We start from the raw sequence: 20,469 nt of genomic DNA on the forward strand, positions 1-20,469 counted from the left end.
GCGCAATGGGTTGCGAAGGCGTCTCCCTCACTCCGTTTCCGCGTCATGCGATGGTCCAAACTGCAGCGCATCGGAGCCGATCGCCTGTTCCAGCCGCGTCACCGCATCCGCCAGCTTCTCGTCGATGACATGGAGATACTCCTTCCAGTCCCCGACATGCCTGAGATCGGCAGCCCCGTCGGAAATGCCGCGCAGGCCGACGAGCGGCACGCCGAACAATTGGCAGGCACGCAGGCAGGCGAAGGTCTCCATATCGACCATGTCCTCGCCAATCGCATCATAGGCGCTGCCGGAGATGATCGCCGCGCCCGTCGACAGCGTCGCCTCGCCTATGCCTGGAATCCTGAACGGCAGCGGCACCGTCACCGGCAGGTCGAGAAACGGCGTCGCGCCCTTCTCGAAGCCCAATGGCGAGGCGTCGATGTCGCGGTAGGCGACCGAAACGGCCTGGTAGATTTCCGTTTGTTCCAGTGTCCGGCTGCCGGCCGAACCGAGCGAGACGACGAGATCCGGCAGCGCCTTTTCAGCTTTGAGCCATGACAGTTCCGCGCCCAGCCTGACACCCGCTTCGACCGGCCCCACCCCTGTCATGACAGGCGTGAACAGCCGCTGCAGATGCGGCCCGTATTCGGCCTGCGCCGCCATCACGAAAAGGACGTCCCTGCCGGCAATTCTGACGGCCTTGTGCATCGGATCAGCCTTCGATGCCATCGCGACCGACCACCGTCATCATCGTTCCAGTCATGGTGGCGATCAGCTTGGCCTCGCCGTCGACGGCGAAGGCATAGGCCTGGCCGTCGGCAACGATGATGGTGCGGCCGGGCTTGGTCACCGAGCCGCGGAACAGAAAACGCTCGCCCCGGCCCGGCGCCAGCAGATTGACCTTGAACTCGATGGTCAGCACACTGGAGCTTTCCGGCATCAGCGAGAACGCGGCATAGCCGCAGGCCGAGTCCAGCGCCGTCGAAATGACGCCGGCATGGAGGAAGCCATGCTGCTGAGTCAGCGCCGCCGAATAGGGCATCTCGATCTCGATGATGCCCGGCGTCACCAACGTCAGCTCGGCGCCGATCGTCATCATGGCGTTCTGGCGCGCGAAGGACGTCCTGACACGATCCTCATAATTGGGGGCGGGTACGATCTCTGCTGCCATAGCTTGTCACGCTCCTGTCAGAAAAGCTTATTGCAGAGGTATGAGCGGCAGGCAATCGCTATTGCTGCACTGCAGCAATCAGCCCGCCGGCAAGGTTCAGCCACCCTTGCGCAGTGCGCAGACATAAAACCCATCGGTACCGCTCAACGCCGGCGACAGCGAAATGCCGCCTGCGCCGATACGCGCTGCCGCCTCGTGGCCCGGAAAGCGGCTGTCCCAGAGCTGGCGGTGATCGACCGGGACAAAGCCGCTGTTATGATCCCTGAAGGCAGCGACCTGCTCGCCATTCTCCTCGTCGAACACCGAGCAGGTGATATAGACCAGCAACCCGCCCGGTTTGACGAAGGTTTTGGCGACATCGAGGATCGCCGATTGCTCGCCCTTGCGCGCATCAAGCTGCTTCTGCGTCAGCCGCCATTTTGCATCGGGCCGGCGCCGCCAAGTGCCGCTGCCGGTGCAGGGCGCGTCGACCACGACGATGTCGATGTGGCCCGCGAGAGGCCTTAGCTCCGTCGGCTTGGTGACGATTTGGACGTTGCGGTTTTCCGAGCGGCGGATGCGGTCGAAAATCGGCGCCAGCCGCGCTTTTTCGGAATCATGGGCAAACACCTGGCCGCGATTGTCCATCGCCGCCGACAAGGCCAGCGTCTTGCCGCCGGCTCCGGCGCAAAAGTCGAGAACCTGCATCCCGGCCTCGGCGCCAGCCAGCGTGGCGGCAATCTGCGAGCCTTCGTCCTGAACCTCGAACCAGCCTTTCTGGAAGGCCGGTTCGGCCTGCACGTTCGGGTGCCTGCCGTCGCCCGCGATCGGCGGGATGCGGATGCCGTGCGGCGCAATTCGTGCAGCCTTGGCGCCGGTCTCGGCCAGTTCGGCGAGCACCTTGTTGCGATCGGCCTTCAGCGTGTTGACCCTGAGGTCGAGCGGCGGGCGGGTCGCCAGCGCCGCACCTTCATCGACCCAGCTGGCACCGAAGGCCTGCTCGAACAACGGTTCGCACCAATCCGGAATATCGGCGCGCACCGCCGGCGGCGCATCGTTTACCTGGCGGTCAGCGATGGCCTTCAGTTCATCGTCGTTCAACAGCGGCGGCGCAAACTTGTCACCGTCGAGCGCTTCGTTCAACGACTGCGCCGTCTGGTTCCATTCGAGCAGCAGCGCGCCAAAACCGATGGCGCGCGGCGTATCTTCGCCCAACAGCCAGCCGGCCGAGCGCTTTCGCCGCAGCGCGTCATAGACGATGTTGCCGATCGCGGCGCGATCGCCGCCGCCTGCGAAGCGGTGCGACAGGCCCCAATCCTTCAGCGCATCGGCGACCGGCCGGTGCCGCCGGCCGATATCCTCCAGCACTTCGATGGCTGCTGCCAGCCGTCCGCCCAGTCGCATCTTGTTATTCCGTTACTCAGCAAATCAATTCCGGGGTCCTGCTCTAAAGCGCGCGACCGGCGCGCACAAGCGGGGAGAGTCTTGCGGGCAGAGGGCGCTCGCTTCGGGTTTGCGCTGCCCCCTCACCCTGACCCTCTCCCCGTGAGAACGCCAGATCAAACGCAGCTTTCTTGATATCAGCGACCCTCGCATTGCTATGCTTTCAAACTTTTGAAGTTGCGATAGTCTTCCGCTGCGTGATTCGCCAAGAACTGCAAGCGGATCGGCGGGAAATTACAAGGAGAGGGCAATGAAGACTTATCTGGCGGAAGTTCTAGGCACATTTCTACTGGTGTTCATCGGCACGGCTTCGGTGGTGACGGGCGGCTTCGGCGGCGCGCTGCCGCTCGGCCAGGAAGGCATCGGTCTGGCATTCGGCATCGGCCTGATCGCGGCGGCTTATGCGATCGGCCCGATCTCGGGTGCACATCTCAACCCGGCGGTGACGCTCGGCGTGTTCCTCGCCGGCCGAATGGAGGCTAAGGACGTCATCCCCTACTGGATCGCGCAGGTCATCGGCGCCATCATTGCGTCGCTGGCGCTGTGGATCATCGTCTCCGGGCAGGTCGGCGGCCATACCGGCGGCTTCGGCGCCAACGGCTGGGATGCGACGAAGTGGGGTGTCAGCTCGGCGCTCCTGTGGGAACTGATCGGAACCTTCACCTTTGTCACGGTCATCCTCGGCGTCACCAGCGGCAGCCACGCGACGGCCTTTGCCGGCCTCGTCATCGGCCTGACGCTGGCGGGACTGCATTTTGCCATCATTCCGGTGACCGGCACGTCGCTCAATCCGGCCCGCTCGATCGGCCCGGCGCTGTTTTCGGGAAGTGCGGCGATCGGCCAGCTCTGGCTGTTCATCGTCGCACCGCTGATCGGCGGCGCCATCGCCGGCGTGGTCGCCAAGACCCGTATCTTCGAGAAGGACTGATTTTCCAAGGCTTCAATACAAAAAGGCGCGGGTCAAGGCCCGCGCTTTTTTGTTAGAGAATCACTTGCCGCCTCAGGATCGGGCAAGATCGAAGCGGTCGGCGTTCATCACCTTGGTCCAGGCAGCGACGAAATCCCTAACGAACTTCTGCCCGGCGTCCGCCGACCCGTAGACCTCGGCAAGCGCACGCAACTGCGCGTGCGAGCCGAAGATCAGATCTGCGCGGGTGCCGGTCCACTTGACCGCCTTGGTCTTGCGGTCGCGCGCTTCGTAGACTTCATCGGAGCCGGCGGCCGGATCCCAGACCGTGTCCATGCTGAGCAGGTTGACGAAGAAATCGTTGGTCAACGTGCCCGGCCTGTCGGTGAACACCCCGTGCTTCGACTTGCCGGTGTTGGCGCCGAGCACCCGCAACCCGCCGACGAGCACCGTCATCTCCGGCGCCGTCAAGGTCAGCAGCTGCGCCCGATCGACCAGCATCGCTTCGACCGACATCGGCTGCTTGCCCCGGACATAATTGCGGAAGCCATCGACTTTTGGCTCGAGCGCGGCGAAGGACTGGACATCCGTCTGTTCCTGCGAGGCGTCCATGCGGCCTGGCGTGAAAGGCACCTCCACGTCATGGCCGCCGTCCTTCGCTGCCTTCTCGACCGCGGCGACGCCGCCGAGAACGATCAGGTCGGCAAGCGAGACCTTCTTGTCGCCTGTCTGCCCGGCGTTGAACTCGCTCTGGACGCCTTCGAGCTGCGCAAGCACCTTCGACAGTTCGGTCGGCTGATTGACGTCCCAGTCCTTCTGCGGCGCCAGGCGGATGCGTGCGCCGTTGGCGCCGCCGCGCTTGTCGGAGCCGCGGAAAGTCGAGGCCGAGGCCCAGGCGGTCGAGACCAGTTCGGAAACAGACAGGCCAGAGGCCAGGATCTTCGCCTTCAGCGAGGCGATGTCCTGCTCGCTGATCAGTTCGTGATCGATGGCCGGGACAGGGTCCTGCCAGATCAGCTCTTCCTTCGGCACGAGCGGGCCGAGATAGCGGACAACCGGACCCATGTCGCGATGGGTCAGCTTGAACCAGGCGCGAGCGAAGGCATCGGCGAAGTGATCCGGATTCTCATGGAAACGCCGCGAGATCTTCTCATAGGCCGGGTCGACCCGCAGGGCGAGGTCGGTGGTCAGCATCGCCGGCGCGCGGCGCTTCGACGGATTGTGCGCGTCCGGCACGGAGCCTGCACCGGCGCCGCCCTTCGGCGTCCACTGATGGGCGCCGGCCGGGCTCTTGGTCAGTTCCCATTCGTAGTTGAACAGATTATCGAAGAAGTTGTTGCTCCACTTGGTCGGCGTCGTGGTCCAGGTCACCTCGAGGCCCGAGGTGATGGCGTCGCCTGCAATGCCGGTGGCATGCTTGCTCGACCAGCCGAGGCCCTGCGCCTCGATGCCGGCGCCTTCCGGCTCCGCCCCCACCAGCGATGCATCGCCGGCGCCGTGGGTCTTGCCGAAGGTGTGACCGCCGGCGATGAGCGCCACGGTTTCCTCGTCGTTCATGGCCATGCGTGCGAAGGTTTCACGGATGTCGCGTGCCGAGGCCAACGGATCGGGCTTGCCATTCGGCCCTTCCGGGTTGACGTAGATCAGCCCCATCTGCACGGCGCCGAGATGGCCCCGAAGTTCGCGGTCGCCGGAATAACGCTCGTCGCCGAGCCACTTGGTTTCCGACCCCCAATCCACGTCCTGCTCGGGCTCCCAGACATCGGCGCGCCCGCCAGCGAAGCCGAACGTCTTGAAGCCCATCGATTCCAGCGCGACGTTGCCGGTGAGGATCAACAGGTCGGCCCAGGAGATCTTCCTGCCGTATTTCTGCTTGATCGGCCACAGCAGCCGGCGTGCCTTGTCGAGATTGGCGTTGTCCGGCCAGCTGTTGAGCGGCGCGAAACGCTGCTGGCCGGCGCCGGCGCCGCCACGGCCATCGCCGATGCGATAGGTGCCGGCGCTGTGCCAGGCCATGCGGATGAAGAGCGGGCCGTAATGGCCGAAATCGGCCGGCCACCAATCCTGCGAATCGGTCATCACCTGGTGCAGGTCCTTGATCACCGCATCGAGATCGAGGCTCTTGAACTCCTTGGCGTAGTCGAAGTCCTCGCCCATCGGGTCCGAGACGCTCGACTGCTGGTGGAGAACGGCAAGGTCAAGCTGGTTTGGCCACCAGTCACGGTTGGTCCTGCCGGCCGACCCATGCGCGACCGGGCATTTGCCGGCGCTGGTGTCATCGGTCTTTGCGTCCATCGTTCTCTCCGACTTGTTGATTTCCGGGATTTGTTGATTTCCGGGATTGTTGATTTTCCGGACGGGCCCTGAGCCACGCCATTCTGGAATGGTTCCAGACTAGGCCGCCTTGCCGATAAAAACAAATTGCCTTTCCTGTTTGTTGCGATAGGTTTTGCTTATGATAGGTCTCACCGTCCGGCAGATGCAATATTTCGAGGCACTGGCGCAGACGCTGCATTTCGGCCGTGCCGCGAAACTGGCCGGCGTCAGCCAGCCGGCGCTGTCGTCGCAGATTGCAGAAATGGAGTTGCGGCTGAATTGCCGGCTCTTCGAGCGCGGCGGCAAATCGGTGCGGATGACCGACGAGGCACTGGCCATGCTGCCACGTATCGAGCGCATTCTTGCCGACATCCGCGAGATCGAGACCACGGCCCGGCGCGGCCGCCCCGCCATGGAAGGGCGCTTCCGGCTCGGCATCATCCCGACGGTGGCGCCCTATCTGCTGCCGCATGTGCTGCCGGAACTAAAACGGCATTTCCCGGCCTTGCAGCTCGAATTGCGTGAAGCGGTGACCGCCTCGCTGGTCGAGGACACCGCCCTGGGAAAGCTCGACGCCTTCATTGCGGCCCTTCCCCTCGATCAGCCCGGACTGATCACCGAGCCGCTTTTCTCCGACCGGTTCTTCCTTGCCGTGCCGGCCGGCGATCCCGCCTTCGCCTCGCCGCCGGTGCCGCCGGAAAGCCCGGCATTGGAAAGGCTAATGCTGCTGGAGGAAGGCCACTGCCTGCGTGAACAGGCGCTTGCCGTCTGCGGCAGCGTGCGGCCGGTGGCAATGGCGAGCTATGGCGCGACCAGCCTGACGACGCTGCTGCAGATGGTGGCGCACGGGCTCGGCGTCACGCTTATTCCGGAAATGGCGGCAGGGCCGGCCAGCGCCATGCGCGATTTGAAGATCGTGCCGTTCCAGGAGCCGATGCCGCAGCGTACGATCTGCCTCGCCTGGCGACGCAACAAGGTCCGGCATGACGAATGCGTCGAACTGGCCAAGATCATCCGCGGCCTGGACGAGGCGGTGCTGGCGGCGTGAGGGTGGGGATGTCGGCCAGAGGGTCCGACCGCCTTGGCATGCCGCGCAGCAGTCCTACATTCGTTATGGAGGCCAGAACAAGGATAAGCGCCGACTAAAAAATCGTCGAATGCGGAAACATATTGGCGCCTGTGCCAGACCGAAGCCCGATGCCCGATGTCACTGGCAGCGAAACTGGTTGCGCAAGGGGCGAGTTCGCATATTCTGGTTGTGGCAGAAGCGTTTACAACATGGGAGGAGTAAATGTCCGACAAGAAAATCTCGCGTCGCGGGTTCCTGGAAAAGTCCACAGCCATCACCGCCGGTGCGGCTGCAGCGACGACGCTCTCGGCCCCGGCCGTACTGGCGCAGGCGCCGGTCACTATCAAGATGCAGACCTCCTGGCCTGCTTCGGACATCTGGATGGATTTCGCGCGGCAATACATAGAGCGCGTCGAAAAGATGTCCGGCGGCCGGCTGAAGTTCGAGCTCCTGCCCGCGGGTGCGGTCGTCGGCGCGTTCCAGGTGCTGGATGGCGTCAATGACGGCGTCATCGACGCCGCGCATACCGTCCCCGTCTACTGGTACGGCAAGCACAAGGCCGCGTCGCTTTTCGGAACTGGCCCTGTGTTTGGCGGCAGCGCCACCACCATGCTCGCCTGGTTCCACCAGGGCGGCGGCAAGGATCTCTACCGCGAGCTGACGCAGGAGATCATGGGCCTCAACGTCGTCGGCTTCTATGGCTTCCCGATGCCGGCGCAGCCGTTCGGCTGGTTTAAGAAGCCTGTCACGACCACCGCTGAACTGCAGGGATTCAAGTATCGGACGGTCGGTCTTGCCGCCGATCTCATGCAGAACCTTGGCCTCAGCGTGGCGCAGCTGCCCGGCGGTGAAATCGTGCCGGCTATGGAGCGCGGGGTTATCGACGCCTTCGAATTCAACAATCCGTCGTCCGACCTTCGCTTCGGTTCGCAGGACGTCGCCAAGCACTACACCTTGTCATCCTACCATCAGGCGAGCGAGTCGTTCGAATTCCTGTTCAACAAAGACGTGTTCGACGACCTCGACGATGATTTGAAGGCCATTCTCGAATATGGCGTCGAGGCGGCCAGCACCGCGAACACCGCGCTCGCCCTCGACAACTATTCGGCCGACCTGCAGAAGCTGCAGACCGAGCACGGTGTCACCGTGCACCGCACCTCGAAGGAGATTCTCGACGCACAACTCGAGGCTTGGGACAAGATCATCCCGACGCTGGAGGCGGATGAGTTCATGAAGCGGGTGCTCGACAGCCAGCGCCAATGGGTCGAACGCGTCGTCTACTACGAGCTTATGAATTCAGCCGACCTGACACTGGCCTACGAACATCATTTCCCCGGCAAGCTGAAGCTCTAATTCGCGCCTCCGCTTCGGCAAATCCGGCGGTCTTGCGGGCCGCCGGATTGCACCTGACGGAACCCTGCACATGCTCCGCTACATTGCATTCGCCGATGAACTTTCGGCATGGTTTGGAAAGGTGTTCGCCTGGAGCGTCGTCGTCATGACGCTCGGCGTGAGCTATGAAGTTGTCGTGCGATACCTGTTCAGCGCGCCGACCGCGTGGGCATTCGACCTCAGCTACATGCTCTACGGCACCATGTTCATGATGGCCGGCGCCTACACCTTGTCGCGAGACGGGCATGTGCGGGGCGATTTCATCTACCGTCTGTGGAGGCCGCGCGTGCAAGCGGCGGTCGAACTTGTCCTCTACATCATCTTCTTCTTCCCAGGCGTCACGGCGCTGATTCTGGCCGGCTGGAAGTATGCCGCGCGCAGCTTCCGCTATCTCGAGGTAAGCTCGAACAGTCCGGCCGGGATTCCGATCTTCCAGTTCAAGGCCGTCATCGTGGCGGCAGGCATCCTGCTCTTCGTGCAGGGGATTGCCCAGGTATTCCGCTGCGTCGTCTGTCTGCGAACCGGAACATGGCCGCGCGCGGCTGAAGACGTGGAAGAAACCGAGAAGGTGCTGATGGAAGCCAAGACGCTCGATGTTCTGCATCACGGTTCGGAAGCAGTCGACCTCCCATTCCTCCATCCCGACAATCAACCCGACCGCGACGGAGAAGACAGATGAGCGATCCTCAGGTCGCCGTCGCGATGCTGCTCATTCTGCTTCTGGCGATCTTCCTTGGCTTCCCGGTTGCGTTCACTTTGATGGCGCTCGGGGTCGCCTTTGGCTACTACGCTTATTTAAATCCGGGGCGGATGTGGCGCGCCTACGAACGGGCGGTTGAGGATGGTGCCGACGGCTGGACGCTTGCGGAGCATTGGGTCGGCGGCTTCTTCAACAACCGCATTTTCGATCTGTTCGTGAATCAGACCTATTCCGTGATCTCGAACGACGTGCTGACCGCCATCCCGCTGTTCCTGTTCATGGGCTACATCGTCGAGCGGGCCAATATCATCGAGCGTCTTTTCGGCACCCTCTATATCGCCACCCGGCACGTTCCTGGCTCCATGGCGGTCGCCGCCCTCATCACCTGCACGCTTTTCGCAACGGCCACAGGCATTGTCGGGGCGGTCGTGACACTGATGGGCCTGCTGGCATTTCCCGCCATGCTGAAGGCGCGTTACGACATCAGCTATGCCTCGGGAGTGATCTGCGCGGGCGGAACCCTCGGCATCCTCATTCCGCCGTCGATTCTGCTCATCGTCTATGGCGCGACGGCGGGTGTGTCGGTAGTTCGTATGTATGCGGCAGCCCTGCTTCCAGGACTGCTGCTTGCCGGCCTTTATCTGATTTATGTGGTGACGATGGCGGTGCTGCAGCCGCAGGTGGCGCCGAAGCCGACCCGAGACGAGGTAGGGCACTATTCGGTCCTGCAAATCAGCTGGATGCTGCTGACTTCTTTCGTCCCTCTGGCGGCCCTGATCCTCGCGGTGCTCGGCGCCATCCTCTTCGGCCTCGCCACGCCCTCGGAGGCTGCCGCCATCGGCGCGCTCGGCGGCGTCGTGCTGGCCGCCGCCTACCGGGCGCTGACGTGGCAACGCCTGAAGGAGTCCGTCTATTTGACGGCGCGCACGACCGCGATGGTGTGCTGGCTGTTCGTCGGCTCCGCGACCTTCGCCTCAGTCTTTGCCTATCTGGGAGGCCAGCAACTGATCAGCGATTTCGTCACCGGCCTCGACATGTCGCCGCTGATGTTTCTGATCGTCGCCCAGATCATCATCTTCATCCTGGGCTGGCCGCTGGAATGGACGGAGATTATCGTGATCTTCGTTCCGATCTTCCTGCCGCTATTGGCGCATTTCGAGATCGATCCGCTGTTTTTCGGCGTGCTCGTCGCAGTCAACCTTCAGACGGCCTTTTTGTCGCCGCCCATGGCGATGTCGGCCTACTACCTCAAGGGCATTTCGCCGCCGCATGTTCAGCTTTCGGATATTTTCCGCGGAATGATGCCCTATATGCTGATCGTTATCCTGTGCATGGTCATCATCTACGTCTTCCCGCAGATCGTGTACGGGCTGCCCAACATGATCTACGGGGGCTAAGGACGGGCGAATGGAGGACAACAGATGAATTTGAGCCGCTTCCTGGCCGTCCTGGCGTTTGTAGTCTTTCTGGCGTTTTTCGGCGTCGTAGTCCGTTTCGTCCCACATCCCGATCTGGGCGTTGCGGTCGGCATCGGCGTCCTCCTTGCGGGCTACGATCTATGGAGCCAGTTGAGGTCTCGCGCGAGGTAACAGCCGGCTTGGGGCGGTCGTGGAAAGCTGCATGGCTGCAGCGTCGATGCGGGCAAAGAGCCGAACCGTCAGCTCGGCCGAGAAACATCAACTTCAATCAAATCCTCGTGAATTATACCCGACGTCCGGAACCGCCGACGCGTTCCCAGCATTGATTTTACGGAGGAATCTGCATCCAGAACAGGGAGCAGTGCTATGGCTTACCGTGATTATGTCCATACACCGGTGACGCCGCGCGAGATCCGATGGGGTTTCCAGCAGGGGGCTGTTGCGGGCATCGTCGCTGGCCTCGTCTTTGCGGCATTCGAAATGGCGGCGAGTGCGTTCATGATGGGGGCGGAAGCGTTCTTCATGCCCCTGCGCATGATCGGCGCTATCGCGCTTGGATCGGAAGCCCTCGATCCCGGTTACCCGCTCTTGACGGCCAGCATCGCCGGCGTTGTCGTGCATTTGATCCTGGCTATCGTTTATGGGATCGTGTTCGGGGAGATTGCCGCCATGCTGCGAGGGCGAGCCGCCTTCATCGGTCTCGGGAGCGTCTTTGGACTCGCCTTGTGGCTCGTCAATTTCTATGTGATCGCGCCGATCGCATTCCCCTGGTTCCTGCAAGCAAGCCCGGTCGTGCAGTTCATTGCCCACACATTCTTCTTCGGTACCGTCCTCGGCTTGTACCTGTGGAAGTCGCACGAGAGAAGCGGGCTCGAAGGACCGGCGGTTTAGCATTGCCAGCACCGAGCTGGCACAGTCGGATTGAAGCGGAAAGACAGCGGTGATCACCGGCGCTTCTTGGCATCGGGCGTGCGCTTCGCACGAGTGTGCGAAGGTCGCTTTGATCGCCCGCGACTCGACGCTGCTGCAGATGGTGGCGCATGGGCTCGGGCGTCACGCTCATCCCGGAAATAGCGGCAGGACCAGCCAGCGCCATTGCGCGATCTGGAGATCGTGCCCACTCCAGGAACCGATGCCGCAGCGCCATCTGCCTCGTCTGGCGGCGCAAGAAGATGCGGCACGACGAATGCGTCGAAGTGGCAAGATCATCCGCGCAATGGCTGAGGTGGTGTGCAATTAATCAGGTAGAGTAGAAGAGAAACTGAGCAGTCAATCGACGACACGTCGCGGGCCGTCCGTGAGCAGACGCTCGGCTTGTCCGATCATGTCGTCGATCACGCGTCCAGCCGACTCCACGCTTCGGATCACTCCGGCCACTTCCCCCATCAAAACGCCGGTGTTCTCGGCATCGCCAGCGTAAAAGGCGTCCCAATAGTCGCTGCTCTGGATGGCCAGCGTCGGCGCTTCAGTCAGCTGACCTTCGCGGCCATGCCAGGCGGCGACAAATCGAGTCCTCAGCACGCGCGCGACGAATTCGTCTGTCGGCCAACGATAGTTGCGGGCGATGTCGACAGTTGTGGTCTTGATCGTCGCATCGCCATCGGCGGCGATGATAGCCTCCTGGAATCCGCGCGGCGCAGCGGACTCTGCAGTCGCCATGAACCGCGTGCCGACCAGGACGCCGTCGGCGCCGAGCATCAATGCCGCGGCAAGCGCTCGACCGTCGCCAACGCCACCCGCCGCCACGAGAAGCGTCTGAGGCGCCTGTTTCGCGAGAAGATCGGCAATCTCGGGAACGAGTGTGAAGGTCGAGCGGGGACCGCTGTGGGCCGCCGGCTTCATTGCCCTGCGCCACAATTGCATCTGCGCCGACGTCGAGCGCCTCGCGGGCGTGCAACATCGACTGGACTTGGCAGATGAAAGGCACTCGCGCTTCTCTGATATGCGCGGCGAAGGGTGCTGGCGAGCCGAATGAAAGCATCAGCGCCGCGGGTTGCCGCTCCAGCACGCGGTCGAGCAGATACGGCCTGGTTGCCAGCGACCATGTAATAAACCCACATCCGACACGGGCGTTGACTGCGGCGGCAAACTCCTTGTCCAGCCAGGCTTCGTCGCCGTAGCCGCCGCCGATCAAACCGAGCCCGCCGGCATGCGACACCGCTGCTGCAAGCCGTCCGCCTGCCATCACGCCCATAGGAGCGAGGAGGATGGGATGCCTGATCGCAAAACGTTCGGTCAGTCGGGTTTTGAGTGGCACGGTTCGCGCTCGCCAAATCATCGAAGGGATACCGAAGATGCAGCATACGCGACGCACTGTAGCAGGATAGTGGTCCCGCTTGAGACTCGAACCGGAAAATCAGACCGTTTTTAGTGGTAAGTGACTGATGGTCGCCGCAACGCAAAGCTGGCGGCTGGACGGCCGCACTGGGTGGCGAGCTGACACACTCTGGCAGCAATTTGGCAGCAAGACGCGATTGAGCATCAACCGCGTCGCGCCGCCTCGATCGCGGCGACGTCGATTTTCTTCATAGTCATCATGGCATCAAACGCGCGCTTTGCCTCGTCGCCGCCAGCCGCCATCGCGTCAGTCAGCACGCGCGGCGTGATTTGCCAGGAAATCCCCCATTTGTCTTTGCACCAGCCGCACACGCTCTCCTGGCCGCCATTGCCGACGATGGCATTCCAATAGCGGTCGGTCTCCTCCTGATCGTCGGTGGCGATCTGGAACGAGAAGGCTTCGTTGTGCTTGAACTCGGGACCTCCGTTGAGGCCGATACAAGGAAGGCCCGCGACTGTGAATTCGACCGTCAACACGTCGCCCTCTTTGCCGGCCGGGTAGTCACTGGGTGCACGGTGCACGGCACTCACCACGCTGTCGGGAAAGATCTCGGAGTAGAAGCGGGCGGCAGCCTCGGCGTCCTTATCGTACCAGAGGCAAATCGTATTCTTTGCCATTTGCGGGTTCCTTTCGCTTGAGGCCAAGATTTCGGCCTTGTTTCCCCATCCGCTCTCTTCCGAGATAGGTAGCCAACCGCTTTTCTCCACCCCGGAAGCGTCCGTCTCGCCCGCGCGAACGCAAAGAGCAGCTTACCCTAATGTCGCTGTCGCTTTGGCACGGGTTCCGGACGATAAGCGAAGGCCCGCCCCTGAAATGCGTCGCGAATGTCTGGAAAATCCACAAAGCAGACCAACTTTCCGACCAGACGACAGGGCCACGATCCGGCACCCGCAGACCTCGCCCACCGGCGCTCCAGTCCGACACGTCATGTTCACCTGCGGCTCGGAAAGGCACAGTGGTGCTATCCAGGCGTGTTCGCCTTGACGACCTTTTGGCATTCGGGCGTCAGCTCACTCATGTGATCGGCCAGGCATTTGATGATGTGGCCGCCGCCCGGCAACACGCCCTCGCAGATCTTCTGGTAATCTGCCTGGCAGGCCTCACGCTCGGCCGCCGTCTGCGCCAGCGCCACGGTGGTTGCCATCTGAGTTGCCAAGAAAAGCACGCTCAACGCAATCCGCATGACAAACTCCCCTCAAACATGTAGATTAGCTCACTTTTATATAATGCGATATACACCGGGAAGTATATAGAGGGGGGAAATGCTTTTACTATCGGGTAGAATTGCGCAGGCGGCAGGCTTGTTCGCCGCGACACTAGTATTGTCCGCTTGTAGCGAGGAAAACACATACGTACCGCCCCCTCCGCCCAAGGTCGACGTGGCGCTTCCATTGAAGCAGAGCGTGACCCCATATCTCGAGGCTACCGGCAGTGCCGCGGCGGTGAACACGACGCCCCTGGTTGCGCGCGTCTCGGGCTTCATCCAGGAAATCGATTACAAGGACGGCGACGAGGTCAAGGCCGGCGCCCGGCTGTTCCTGATCGAGCCCGATTCCTACCAGCTGGCGCTCGAGCAATCCGAGGCCGGGCAGGGTTCATCCGATGCCGCCGCCAAGCAGTCCGGTGCTGACCTAAAGCGGCAGCAGGAGCTGCTGTCCCAGAAAATCATCTCGCAATCGACCGCCGACCAGGCCGCCGCGGCAGCAGACGTCGACATCGCCAAGCAGAAGCAGAGCGCGGTCGACGTCAAGCAGGCTCAACTCAATCTGAGCTACACCGAGGTCAAGGCGCCGTTCGCGGGCACCGTCACCTCCCGCCAGGTATCGATGGGGCAGCTTGTCGGCGCCGGCAGCGCCACCACCCTGGCGACCATCGTTCAGACCGCACCCATCTACGTCAATTTCAATATCTCGGAGCAGGATGTGCTGCGCATTCGCACCGCCATGGCGAAGCGTGGAATGACCGCGCAGGATCTCAAGAAAATACCGGTCGAGGTCGGCTTGCAGAGCGAGACGGGTTATCCCCACGCGGGAACGCTGGACTACGCCGCGCCAGAGGTTACCGCTGCCACCGGCACGCTAGCGGTCCGCGCAGTGCTCCCCAATGAAGGCCGGGAACTGCTGCCTGGCTATTTCGTGCGTGTGCGCGTGCCGTTGGGCGTAGAGCCGGACATGCTGCTCGTTCCCGACCGGGCGATCGGTAGCGACCAGAAGGGTCGCTACGTGCTCGTCGCCGGAAAGGACGACGTGGTCGAACAGCGTCCGGTTGAGATCGGCCAACTGGTCGGCGCGTTGCGTGTGATCACCAAGGGTATCGGGGCGGACGACCGCGTCCTGGTCTCCGGCCTGTTGACGGCAGTCCCTGGCCAGAAGATCGAACCGCAAGAAAAGAAACTGGAAGCAGTCGCCACGGACGGCGCAGCGCAATGATCTCCAAATTCTTCATCGAGCGGCCGGTCCTGGCGAACGTAATCGCCATCCTCATGGTCGTCATAGGCGTCATCTCGCTCTTTGCCCTGCCGGTGGCGCAGTATCCCGACGTGGTGCCGCCTACCGTTTCGGTGACGACGCGCTATCCGGGAGCGAGCGCGCGTGCGGTGATCGACACGGTGGCGTTGCCGATCGAGCAGCAGGTTAACGGCGTCGAGGGCATGATCTACATGCAGTCCTATGCTGCATCGGATGGCACCTACAATCTCACCGTCACGTTCGCGATCGGCACCGATCTCGACCAGGCGCAAGTGCGTGTGCAGAACCGTGTGTCCTCAGCCCTGGCGACGCTGCCGCAAGCGGTGCAGGTGCAAGGCGTCACCGTTCAGCAGAAGTCGACCTCGATCCTCGAGATCGTCACGCTGACTTCACCGAACGGGGAATATGACAGCCTTTATCTCGCCAACTACGCGACCATCCGGCTCAAGGATGAGCTCTCCCGAATACCGGGGGTCGGCAATGTCAATGTGTTCGGCGCCGGCCAGTATTCCATGCGTGTCTGGCTTGATCCCGAGAAGATGCAGGCGCGCGGCCTTACCACGCAGGACGTCGTCCAGGCGCTGGGGCAGCAGAGCGAGCAGGTCACCGCAGGCCAGGTCGGCGCGCCGCCGGCGCCCGACGGCCAGTCCTTCCAGTACACGATCGAAGTGTCCAGCCGCCTTGACGATCCCGGCCAGTTCGGCACCGTGATCGTCAAGACCGGCGCCAATGGCGACATGACGCGCGTGCGCGACGTCGGCCGAGTCGAGCTCGGCGCCCAGACCTATGGGCAGTTCTTCAATCTCGACGGCCAGCCGGCTGCGGGCATGGCCGTTTTCCTGTCGCCGGGCGCCAATGCGCTCGATGTGGCCGGCAAGGTCGAGGCCAGGATGAAGGACCTGTCACGCGAGTTTCCGCAAGGCCTGGCATACTCGATCCCCTTCAACACCACGATTTTCGTCAGCCAGGCGATCCACGAGGTCTACAAGACGCTGATCGAAGCCGCCGTCCTGGTGCTCATCGTCATCCTGCTTTTCCTGCAGGACTGGCGGGCGATGCTGGTGCCGGCAACGACCGTTCCGGTGACGATCATCGGGGCGTTCGCGGCGATGGCCGCGCTCGGCTTTTCGGTCAACCTGTCGACCCTGTTCGCCATCGTGCTTGCCATCGGCATCGTCGTCGACGACGCCATCGTCGTGGTCGAGGGCGCCACTCACAATATGGAGCGCGGCATGTCGGGCCACGACGCGGCCATTGCCGCCATGAACGCCCTCTTCGGGCCGATCATCGGCATCACCTTGGTGCTGATGGCGGTGTTCCTCCCGGCTGCGTTCCTGCCCGGCCTCACGGGGCAAATGTATGCGCAATTCGCACTGGTGATTGCGGCAACTGCCATAATCAGCGCCATCAACGCGGCAACGCTCAAACCGACGCAGTGTGCGACATGGCTAAGGCGGCCGGTGCCGCCGGACCAGCGCAATGTCTTCTTTCGCGGCTTCAACGCGGTCTACCAGCGCCTGGAGAACCGTTATGCCGGCCTGATCGGTGCCATGGTGCGTCACAGCACGGTGATGGGCATCATCGCGCTGCTGATCATCGGGGCGGCAGGCTATGGCATATCGCGCGTGGCCACCGGCTTCATCCCGATCGAGGACCAGGGCTACCTGCTTGCTTCGGTTCAACTGCCCGACGGCGCCGCACTTGGCCGTACACAGGAGACGCTGCAACAGGTTTCGAAGCTCGCCAAGGCCACGCCGGGCGTCGATCAGGTCGTGACCATCGCGGGCATCTCGGCACTCGACAATAACTCGACGCTGGCAAACGCCGGCGTTGCCTACATCATCCTCAAGGACTGGAGCTTGCGCGGCAAGGGCGAGGATCTTGCCTCGCTCTACGCAACGCTCAACAAGAATCTGTCCGACATGGGTGACGGAACTGTACTGGTGCTGCCTCCACCGCCGATCCAGGGCATCGGCAACGCCGCCGGCTTCACCATGCAGGTCGAGCTGCGTGACGGCAGTTTCGACCTCGCCAAGCTGCAAGGAGCAGTCGAGGCAATAACCAGGACCGCTCAGACGCAGTCAGGTATCCAGCGCGTATCGGCGCCGTTCCGGGCCAACGTCCCGCAATACACGGTCGAAATCGACCGCGAGAAGGTGCAAACCCTGGGGCTGACCACGGACCAGGTCTTCCAGACGCTCGCCGGTTATCTGGGCTCGACTTATGTCAGTCAGTTCAACAAGTTCGGGCGGGTGTTCCAGATCTATGTGCAGGGCGATGCGCAATTTCGCCTGACGCCCGAGAATATCGCCCGCCTGAGCGTGCGCAACCAGAGCGGCGACATGATCCCGCTCGGGACATTGCTGACAGTCACGCCAAGCGTCGGCCCATCACTGATCAGCCTCTATAACCTCTATCCCTCGGCATCGATCATCGGTGTGCAGGCACATGGCTTCTCGTCGGGCGACGCGATCAAACTGATGGAAGGGGTTGCGGCCGACACATTGCCGCCCGGCACCGGCTTCGACTGGACGGCGCTGTCCTTCCAGGAAAAGCTTGTCGGCAGCCAGATCTATTTGGTGTTCGGCATGGCGCTGCTCTTGGTCTATCTGGTGCTGGCAGGCCAATATGAGAGCTGGCTGGCCCCGATCTCGATCTTGCTCGCCGCGCCGCTGTCGCTGGTGGGTCCGGTCCTGGTTCTCAACGGCCTCGGCATCGACAACAATCTCTACGTGCAGATTGGCCTGATCCTGCTGATCGCGCTATCCGCCAAGAACGCCATCCTGATCGTCGAGGTCGCGCGCGAATTGCGCGCCGCCGGCAGACCGATAGTCGAAGCGGCGATCGAGGCGGCACGAGCGCGCTTCCGGCCCATCCTGATGACGTCCTTCGCGTTTATCCTTGGTGTCGCGCCGCTGGTGTTGGCGACAGGCGCCGGGGCCAGCGCGCGCAAGTCGATCGGCATCACGGTCTTTTCCGGCATGATCGCCTCGACCTGTCTCGCCGTTCTCTTCGTACCGTCCTTCTTCGTCATCCTGCAACGGTTCGAGGAATGGCGCGCCGCGCGAAAGACGAGGCGTGAGTACACACCTACACTTCCCGGGTAGCAGTACGATCTTATCGCGGTCTGTCACTGGTGCTGGCTCGGGTCCGTCGTCGCAGATCTCAGCGGGGAGGCCGCGTTCGACCGGGTCATTGTGCCCGACATTGAGACAACGCCTCTGTTCTTCAAACGCGTAAGTACGAACGGGAGCCCGTTGCCCGCTCAGGCGGTCTTCGGCGTCACCAGCCCCAGTTCGTCAACCATCGCCTCGCGCATCAAAAACTTCTGCGGCTTGCCGGTCACCGTCATTGGCAATTCGGTGCGAAAGCGGATGTGGCGCGGGATCTTGTAATGGGCGATCTGGCCGGCGCAGAAGGCCTTGATCTCCTGCTCGGTGGCGATCTGGCTCGGCTTGAGCACAATCCAGGCGCAAAGCTCCTCGCCATATTTCGGGTCGGGAATGCCGAACACCTGCACTTCCTTGACCTTGGGATGGCGATAGAGGAACTCCTCGACCTCGCGCGGATAAACGTTCTCGCCGCCGCGGATGACCATATCCTTGACCCGGCCGACGATGTTGCAATAACCCTCGGCGTCGATGGTGGCGAGGTCGCCGGTGTGCATCCACCCGTCGGGATCGATCGCCTCGCGGGTTTTTTCCTCGTCGTCCCAATAGCCCTTCATCACCGAATAGCCGCGCGTGCAGAGTTCGCCCGGCGCGCCGACCGCAACGGTCGCGCCATCGGCATCGATCGCCTTGACCTCAACATGCGGGTGGACGCGGCCGACGGTCGAGACGCGCTTTTCCAGCGGGTCGGCGACGCTGCTCTGGAACGACACCGGGCTGGTCTCGGTCATGCCATAGGCGATTGTCACCTCCGCCATGTGCATCAGTGACACTACCTTCTTCATCACCTCGATCGGGCACGGCGAGCCGGCCATGATGCCGGTGCGCAGGCTGGTGAGATCGAAGGTGTCGAAATCCGGATGGTCGAGCAGGCCGACGAACATGGTCGGCACGCCATAGAGGCCGGTGCAGTGCTCGCCCGCCACCGCTCTCAGCGTGGCGCCGGCATCAAACCCCTCGCCCGGGAAAACCATTGTCGCGCCCTTGGTGACGCAGCCGATCGTGCCCATCGACATGCCGAAGCAGTGATAGAGCGGCACCGGGATGCACAGCCGGTCCTCGACGGTGAGCCTGATCGCCAAGGTGACGAAATTGCCGTTGTTGACGATGTTGTTGTGGGTCAGCGTCGCGCCCTTGGGCGCGCCTGTCGTGCCTGAGGTGAACTGGATGTTGATGGCATCGCCGGGTTTCAGCCCCTCGGAGATCCGGTCGAGGCTATCATGCTCGTCGCGCCCGCCCATCGCCAGCACGTCGGTGAAATTGAGCATGCCGGGCGAATGCTCCTCGCCCATGCGGATGACGATTTTTAGCGCCGGCAATTTTTTCGCATCGAGCTCGCCCGGTGTCGCCGTCGCGATCTCCGGCGCCAGCGTCTCGATCATGCCGAGATAGTCGGAGCTCTTGAATTTGACGGCCGTGACCAGCGCTCGGCAAGCGACCTTGTTCAGCGCATAGTCGAGTTCGGCCAGCCGATAAGCCGGGTTGATGTTGACCAGGATCAGGCCGATGCGGGCGGTGGCGAATTGCGTCACCAGCCACTCCCAGCGGTTCGGCGACCAGATGCCGACGCGGTCGCCTTTTGCCAGGCCGAGAGCCAGGAAGCCTGCGGCCAGCGCGTCCACCGTGTCTGAAAGTTCGCTCCAGGTGAAGCGCTTGTCCTGGTCGACGAAGACGGCGGCATCGAGCGTGCCGTATTTGCTGACTGTGTCCGAAAGCAGCGCCGGGATCGTTTGCTGCAGCAGCGGCACGGTGCGCTCGCCCGACACATGCGCCCTGCCGTCGACCGGCGCGACAAACGTGGCCCCATTGCCCGGGCGACGGCCGCGCAGGCTGGTGGCATTCTTCAACTCGTCGAGATTGATCGGCATCGCCGTCTCCTCCGCAGGCGACCCGAGTCTATCAGCCTGCCGGGGTGGTGGAAATCCCGTTGAGGGTACTGGAGCGCAATGCCTCCCCCTTGAGGGCAGAGTGCCTCGCGAAGCGAGGCGGGGGGGGGGGGGGGGGGGGGCGGCCCCGGCCCCCCCCCCCCCCCCCCCCCCCGCCCCCCCGGGGGGGGGGGGGCGCCCCCCCCCCCCCCCCCCCCCCCCCCCCCCCCCCCCCCCCCCCCCTCGATGAT

The 20,469-nt window shown here is 62.9% G+C and carries 18 protein-coding genes and 1 pseudogene; 10 read left to right on the plus strand and 9 right to left on the minus strand.

All coding sequences use genetic code 11. From position 1 onward, the window contains the following. Positions 1-27: 27 nt before the first annotated feature. The 3 genes from AC0L3D_RS15400 to AC0L3D_RS15410 all read right to left on the minus strand — a co-directional run bounded on the left by AC0L3D_RS15400 (position 28) and on the right by AC0L3D_RS15410 (position 2,536). Positions 28-690 carry a 5'-methylthioadenosine/S-adenosylhomocysteine nucleosidase gene (locus AC0L3D_RS15400; protein ID WP_473644892.1) on the minus strand — a complete coding sequence of 221 codons (663 nt, stop codon included), beginning with the start codon at positions 688-690 and terminating at the stop codon, positions 28-30. A gap of 4 nt (positions 691-694) precedes the next feature. After that, positions 695-1,153: a PaaI family thioesterase gene (locus AC0L3D_RS15405; protein WP_023800372.1), complete on the minus strand. Its 459-nt coding sequence runs from the start codon at positions 1,151-1,153 to the stop codon at positions 695-697. A 96-nt stretch (positions 1,154-1,249) separates the two neighbouring features. Further along, on the minus strand, positions 1,250-2,536 hold the full coding sequence (locus tag AC0L3D_RS15410) for an RsmB/NOP family class I SAM-dependent RNA methyltransferase (protein WP_473629394.1): 1,287 nt from the start codon (positions 2,534-2,536) through the stop codon (positions 1,250-1,252). A gap of 289 nt (positions 2,537-2,825) precedes the next feature. On the opposite strand from AC0L3D_RS15410, the gene AC0L3D_RS15415 reads away from it, so the two are divergent. Then, positions 2,826-3,503, plus strand: coding sequence for an MIP/aquaporin family protein (locus tag AC0L3D_RS15415; RefSeq protein ID WP_027152432.1), 678 nt, complete (start codon positions 2,826-2,828; stop codon positions 3,501-3,503). Between the two features lie 72 nt (positions 3,504-3,575). On the opposite strand, the gene katG is transcribed toward AC0L3D_RS15415, so the two are convergent. Further along, positions 3,576-5,777 carry a catalase/peroxidase HPI gene (gene katG / locus AC0L3D_RS15420; RefSeq protein WP_287120507.1) on the minus strand — a complete coding sequence of 734 codons (2,202 nt, stop codon included), beginning with the start codon at positions 5,775-5,777 and terminating at the stop codon, positions 3,576-3,578. Between the two features lie 160 nt (positions 5,778-5,937). Between katG and AC0L3D_RS15425 the strand changes: the two genes are divergently transcribed. From AC0L3D_RS15425 to AC0L3D_RS15450, 6 genes are all read left to right on the plus strand, one after another. Continuing rightward, positions 5,938-6,846 (plus strand): hydrogen peroxide-inducible genes activator, encoded by a 909-nt coding sequence (locus AC0L3D_RS15425; protein ID WP_023800368.1) that lies wholly within the window; start codon positions 5,938-5,940, stop codon positions 6,844-6,846. Positions 6,847-7,089: 243 nt separating this feature from the next. Continuing rightward, positions 7,090-8,220: a TRAP transporter substrate-binding protein gene (locus AC0L3D_RS15430; protein ID WP_473629393.1), complete on the plus strand. Its 1,131-nt coding sequence runs from the start codon at positions 7,090-7,092 to the stop codon at positions 8,218-8,220. A gap of 70 nt (positions 8,221-8,290) precedes the next feature. Then, positions 8,291-8,938 (plus strand): TRAP transporter small permease subunit, encoded by a 648-nt coding sequence (locus AC0L3D_RS15435; RefSeq protein WP_236390380.1) that lies wholly within the window; start codon positions 8,291-8,293, stop codon positions 8,936-8,938. Then, positions 8,935-10,356, plus strand: a complete 1,422-nt coding sequence (locus tag AC0L3D_RS15440) for a TRAP transporter large permease (RefSeq protein WP_473629392.1) — start codon at positions 8,935-8,937, stop codon at positions 10,354-10,356. The genes AC0L3D_RS15435 and AC0L3D_RS15440 overlap by 4 nt, the downstream gene beginning before the upstream one ends. Positions 10,357-10,380: 24 nt before the next feature. Then, positions 10,381-10,548: a hypothetical protein gene (locus AC0L3D_RS15445; RefSeq protein ID WP_473644894.1), complete on the plus strand. Its 168-nt coding sequence runs from the start codon at positions 10,381-10,383 to the stop codon at positions 10,546-10,548. Positions 10,549-10,743: 195 nt separating this feature from the next. Continuing rightward, a complete protein-coding gene (locus AC0L3D_RS15450; RefSeq protein WP_473644896.1) occupies positions 10,744-11,268 on the plus strand; it encodes a hypothetical protein in 525 nt (174 codons plus the stop codon). A 378-nt stretch (positions 11,269-11,646) separates the two neighbouring features. Here AC0L3D_RS15450 and AC0L3D_RS15455 read toward each other — a convergent pair whose 3' ends face one another. The 4 genes and pseudogenes from AC0L3D_RS15455 to AC0L3D_RS15470 form a co-directional block, all read right to left on the minus strand. Continuing rightward, positions 11,647-12,219 carry an NAD(P)H-dependent flavin oxidoreductase gene (locus AC0L3D_RS15455; RefSeq protein WP_473644898.1) on the minus strand — a complete coding sequence of 191 codons (573 nt, stop codon included), beginning with the start codon at positions 12,217-12,219 and terminating at the stop codon, positions 11,647-11,649. 313 nt (positions 12,220-12,532) lie between these two features. Further along, positions 12,533-12,655: pseudogene (locus tag AC0L3D_RS15460) on the minus strand (hypothetical protein); the annotation flags it as partial. A 203-nt stretch (positions 12,656-12,858) separates the two neighbouring features. Further along, positions 12,859-13,332: a VOC family protein gene (locus AC0L3D_RS15465; protein WP_023800362.1), complete on the minus strand. Its 474-nt coding sequence runs from the start codon at positions 13,330-13,332 to the stop codon at positions 12,859-12,861. 344 nt (positions 13,333-13,676) lie between these two features. After that, positions 13,677-13,859 carry a cysteine rich repeat-containing protein gene (locus AC0L3D_RS15470; RefSeq protein WP_473629389.1) on the minus strand — a complete coding sequence of 61 codons (183 nt, stop codon included), beginning with the start codon at positions 13,857-13,859 and terminating at the stop codon, positions 13,677-13,679. A gap of 118 nt (positions 13,860-13,977) precedes the next feature. On the opposite strand from AC0L3D_RS15470, the gene AC0L3D_RS15475 reads away from it, so the two are divergent. Together AC0L3D_RS15475 and AC0L3D_RS15480 are read left to right on the plus strand one after the other, a co-directional pair. Further along, a complete protein-coding gene (locus tag AC0L3D_RS15475) occupies positions 13,978-15,144 on the plus strand; it encodes an efflux RND transporter periplasmic adaptor subunit (RefSeq protein ID WP_128166187.1) in 1,167 nt (388 codons plus the stop codon). After that, positions 15,141-18,290 carry an efflux RND transporter permease subunit gene (locus tag AC0L3D_RS15480; RefSeq protein WP_023800359.1) on the plus strand — a complete coding sequence of 1,050 codons (3,150 nt, stop codon included), beginning with the start codon at positions 15,141-15,143 and terminating at the stop codon, positions 18,288-18,290. Before AC0L3D_RS15475 ends, AC0L3D_RS15480 begins: the two co-directional genes overlap by 4 nt. Before the next feature lie 158 nt (positions 18,291-18,448). Here AC0L3D_RS15480 and AC0L3D_RS15485 read toward each other — a convergent pair whose 3' ends face one another. Beyond that, positions 18,449-20,221, minus strand: a complete 1,773-nt coding sequence (locus tag AC0L3D_RS15485) for an AMP-binding protein (RefSeq protein WP_023800358.1) — start codon at positions 20,219-20,221, stop codon at positions 18,449-18,451. Between the two features lie 59 nt (positions 20,222-20,280). On the opposite strand from AC0L3D_RS15485, the gene AC0L3D_RS15490 reads away from it, so the two are divergent. Beyond that, on the plus strand, positions 20,281-20,469 hold a 189-nt coding region (locus tag AC0L3D_RS15490), incomplete at its 3' end, for a hypothetical protein (protein WP_473644900.1).

This window comes from Mesorhizobium sp. WSM4837, assembly GCF_055811435.1.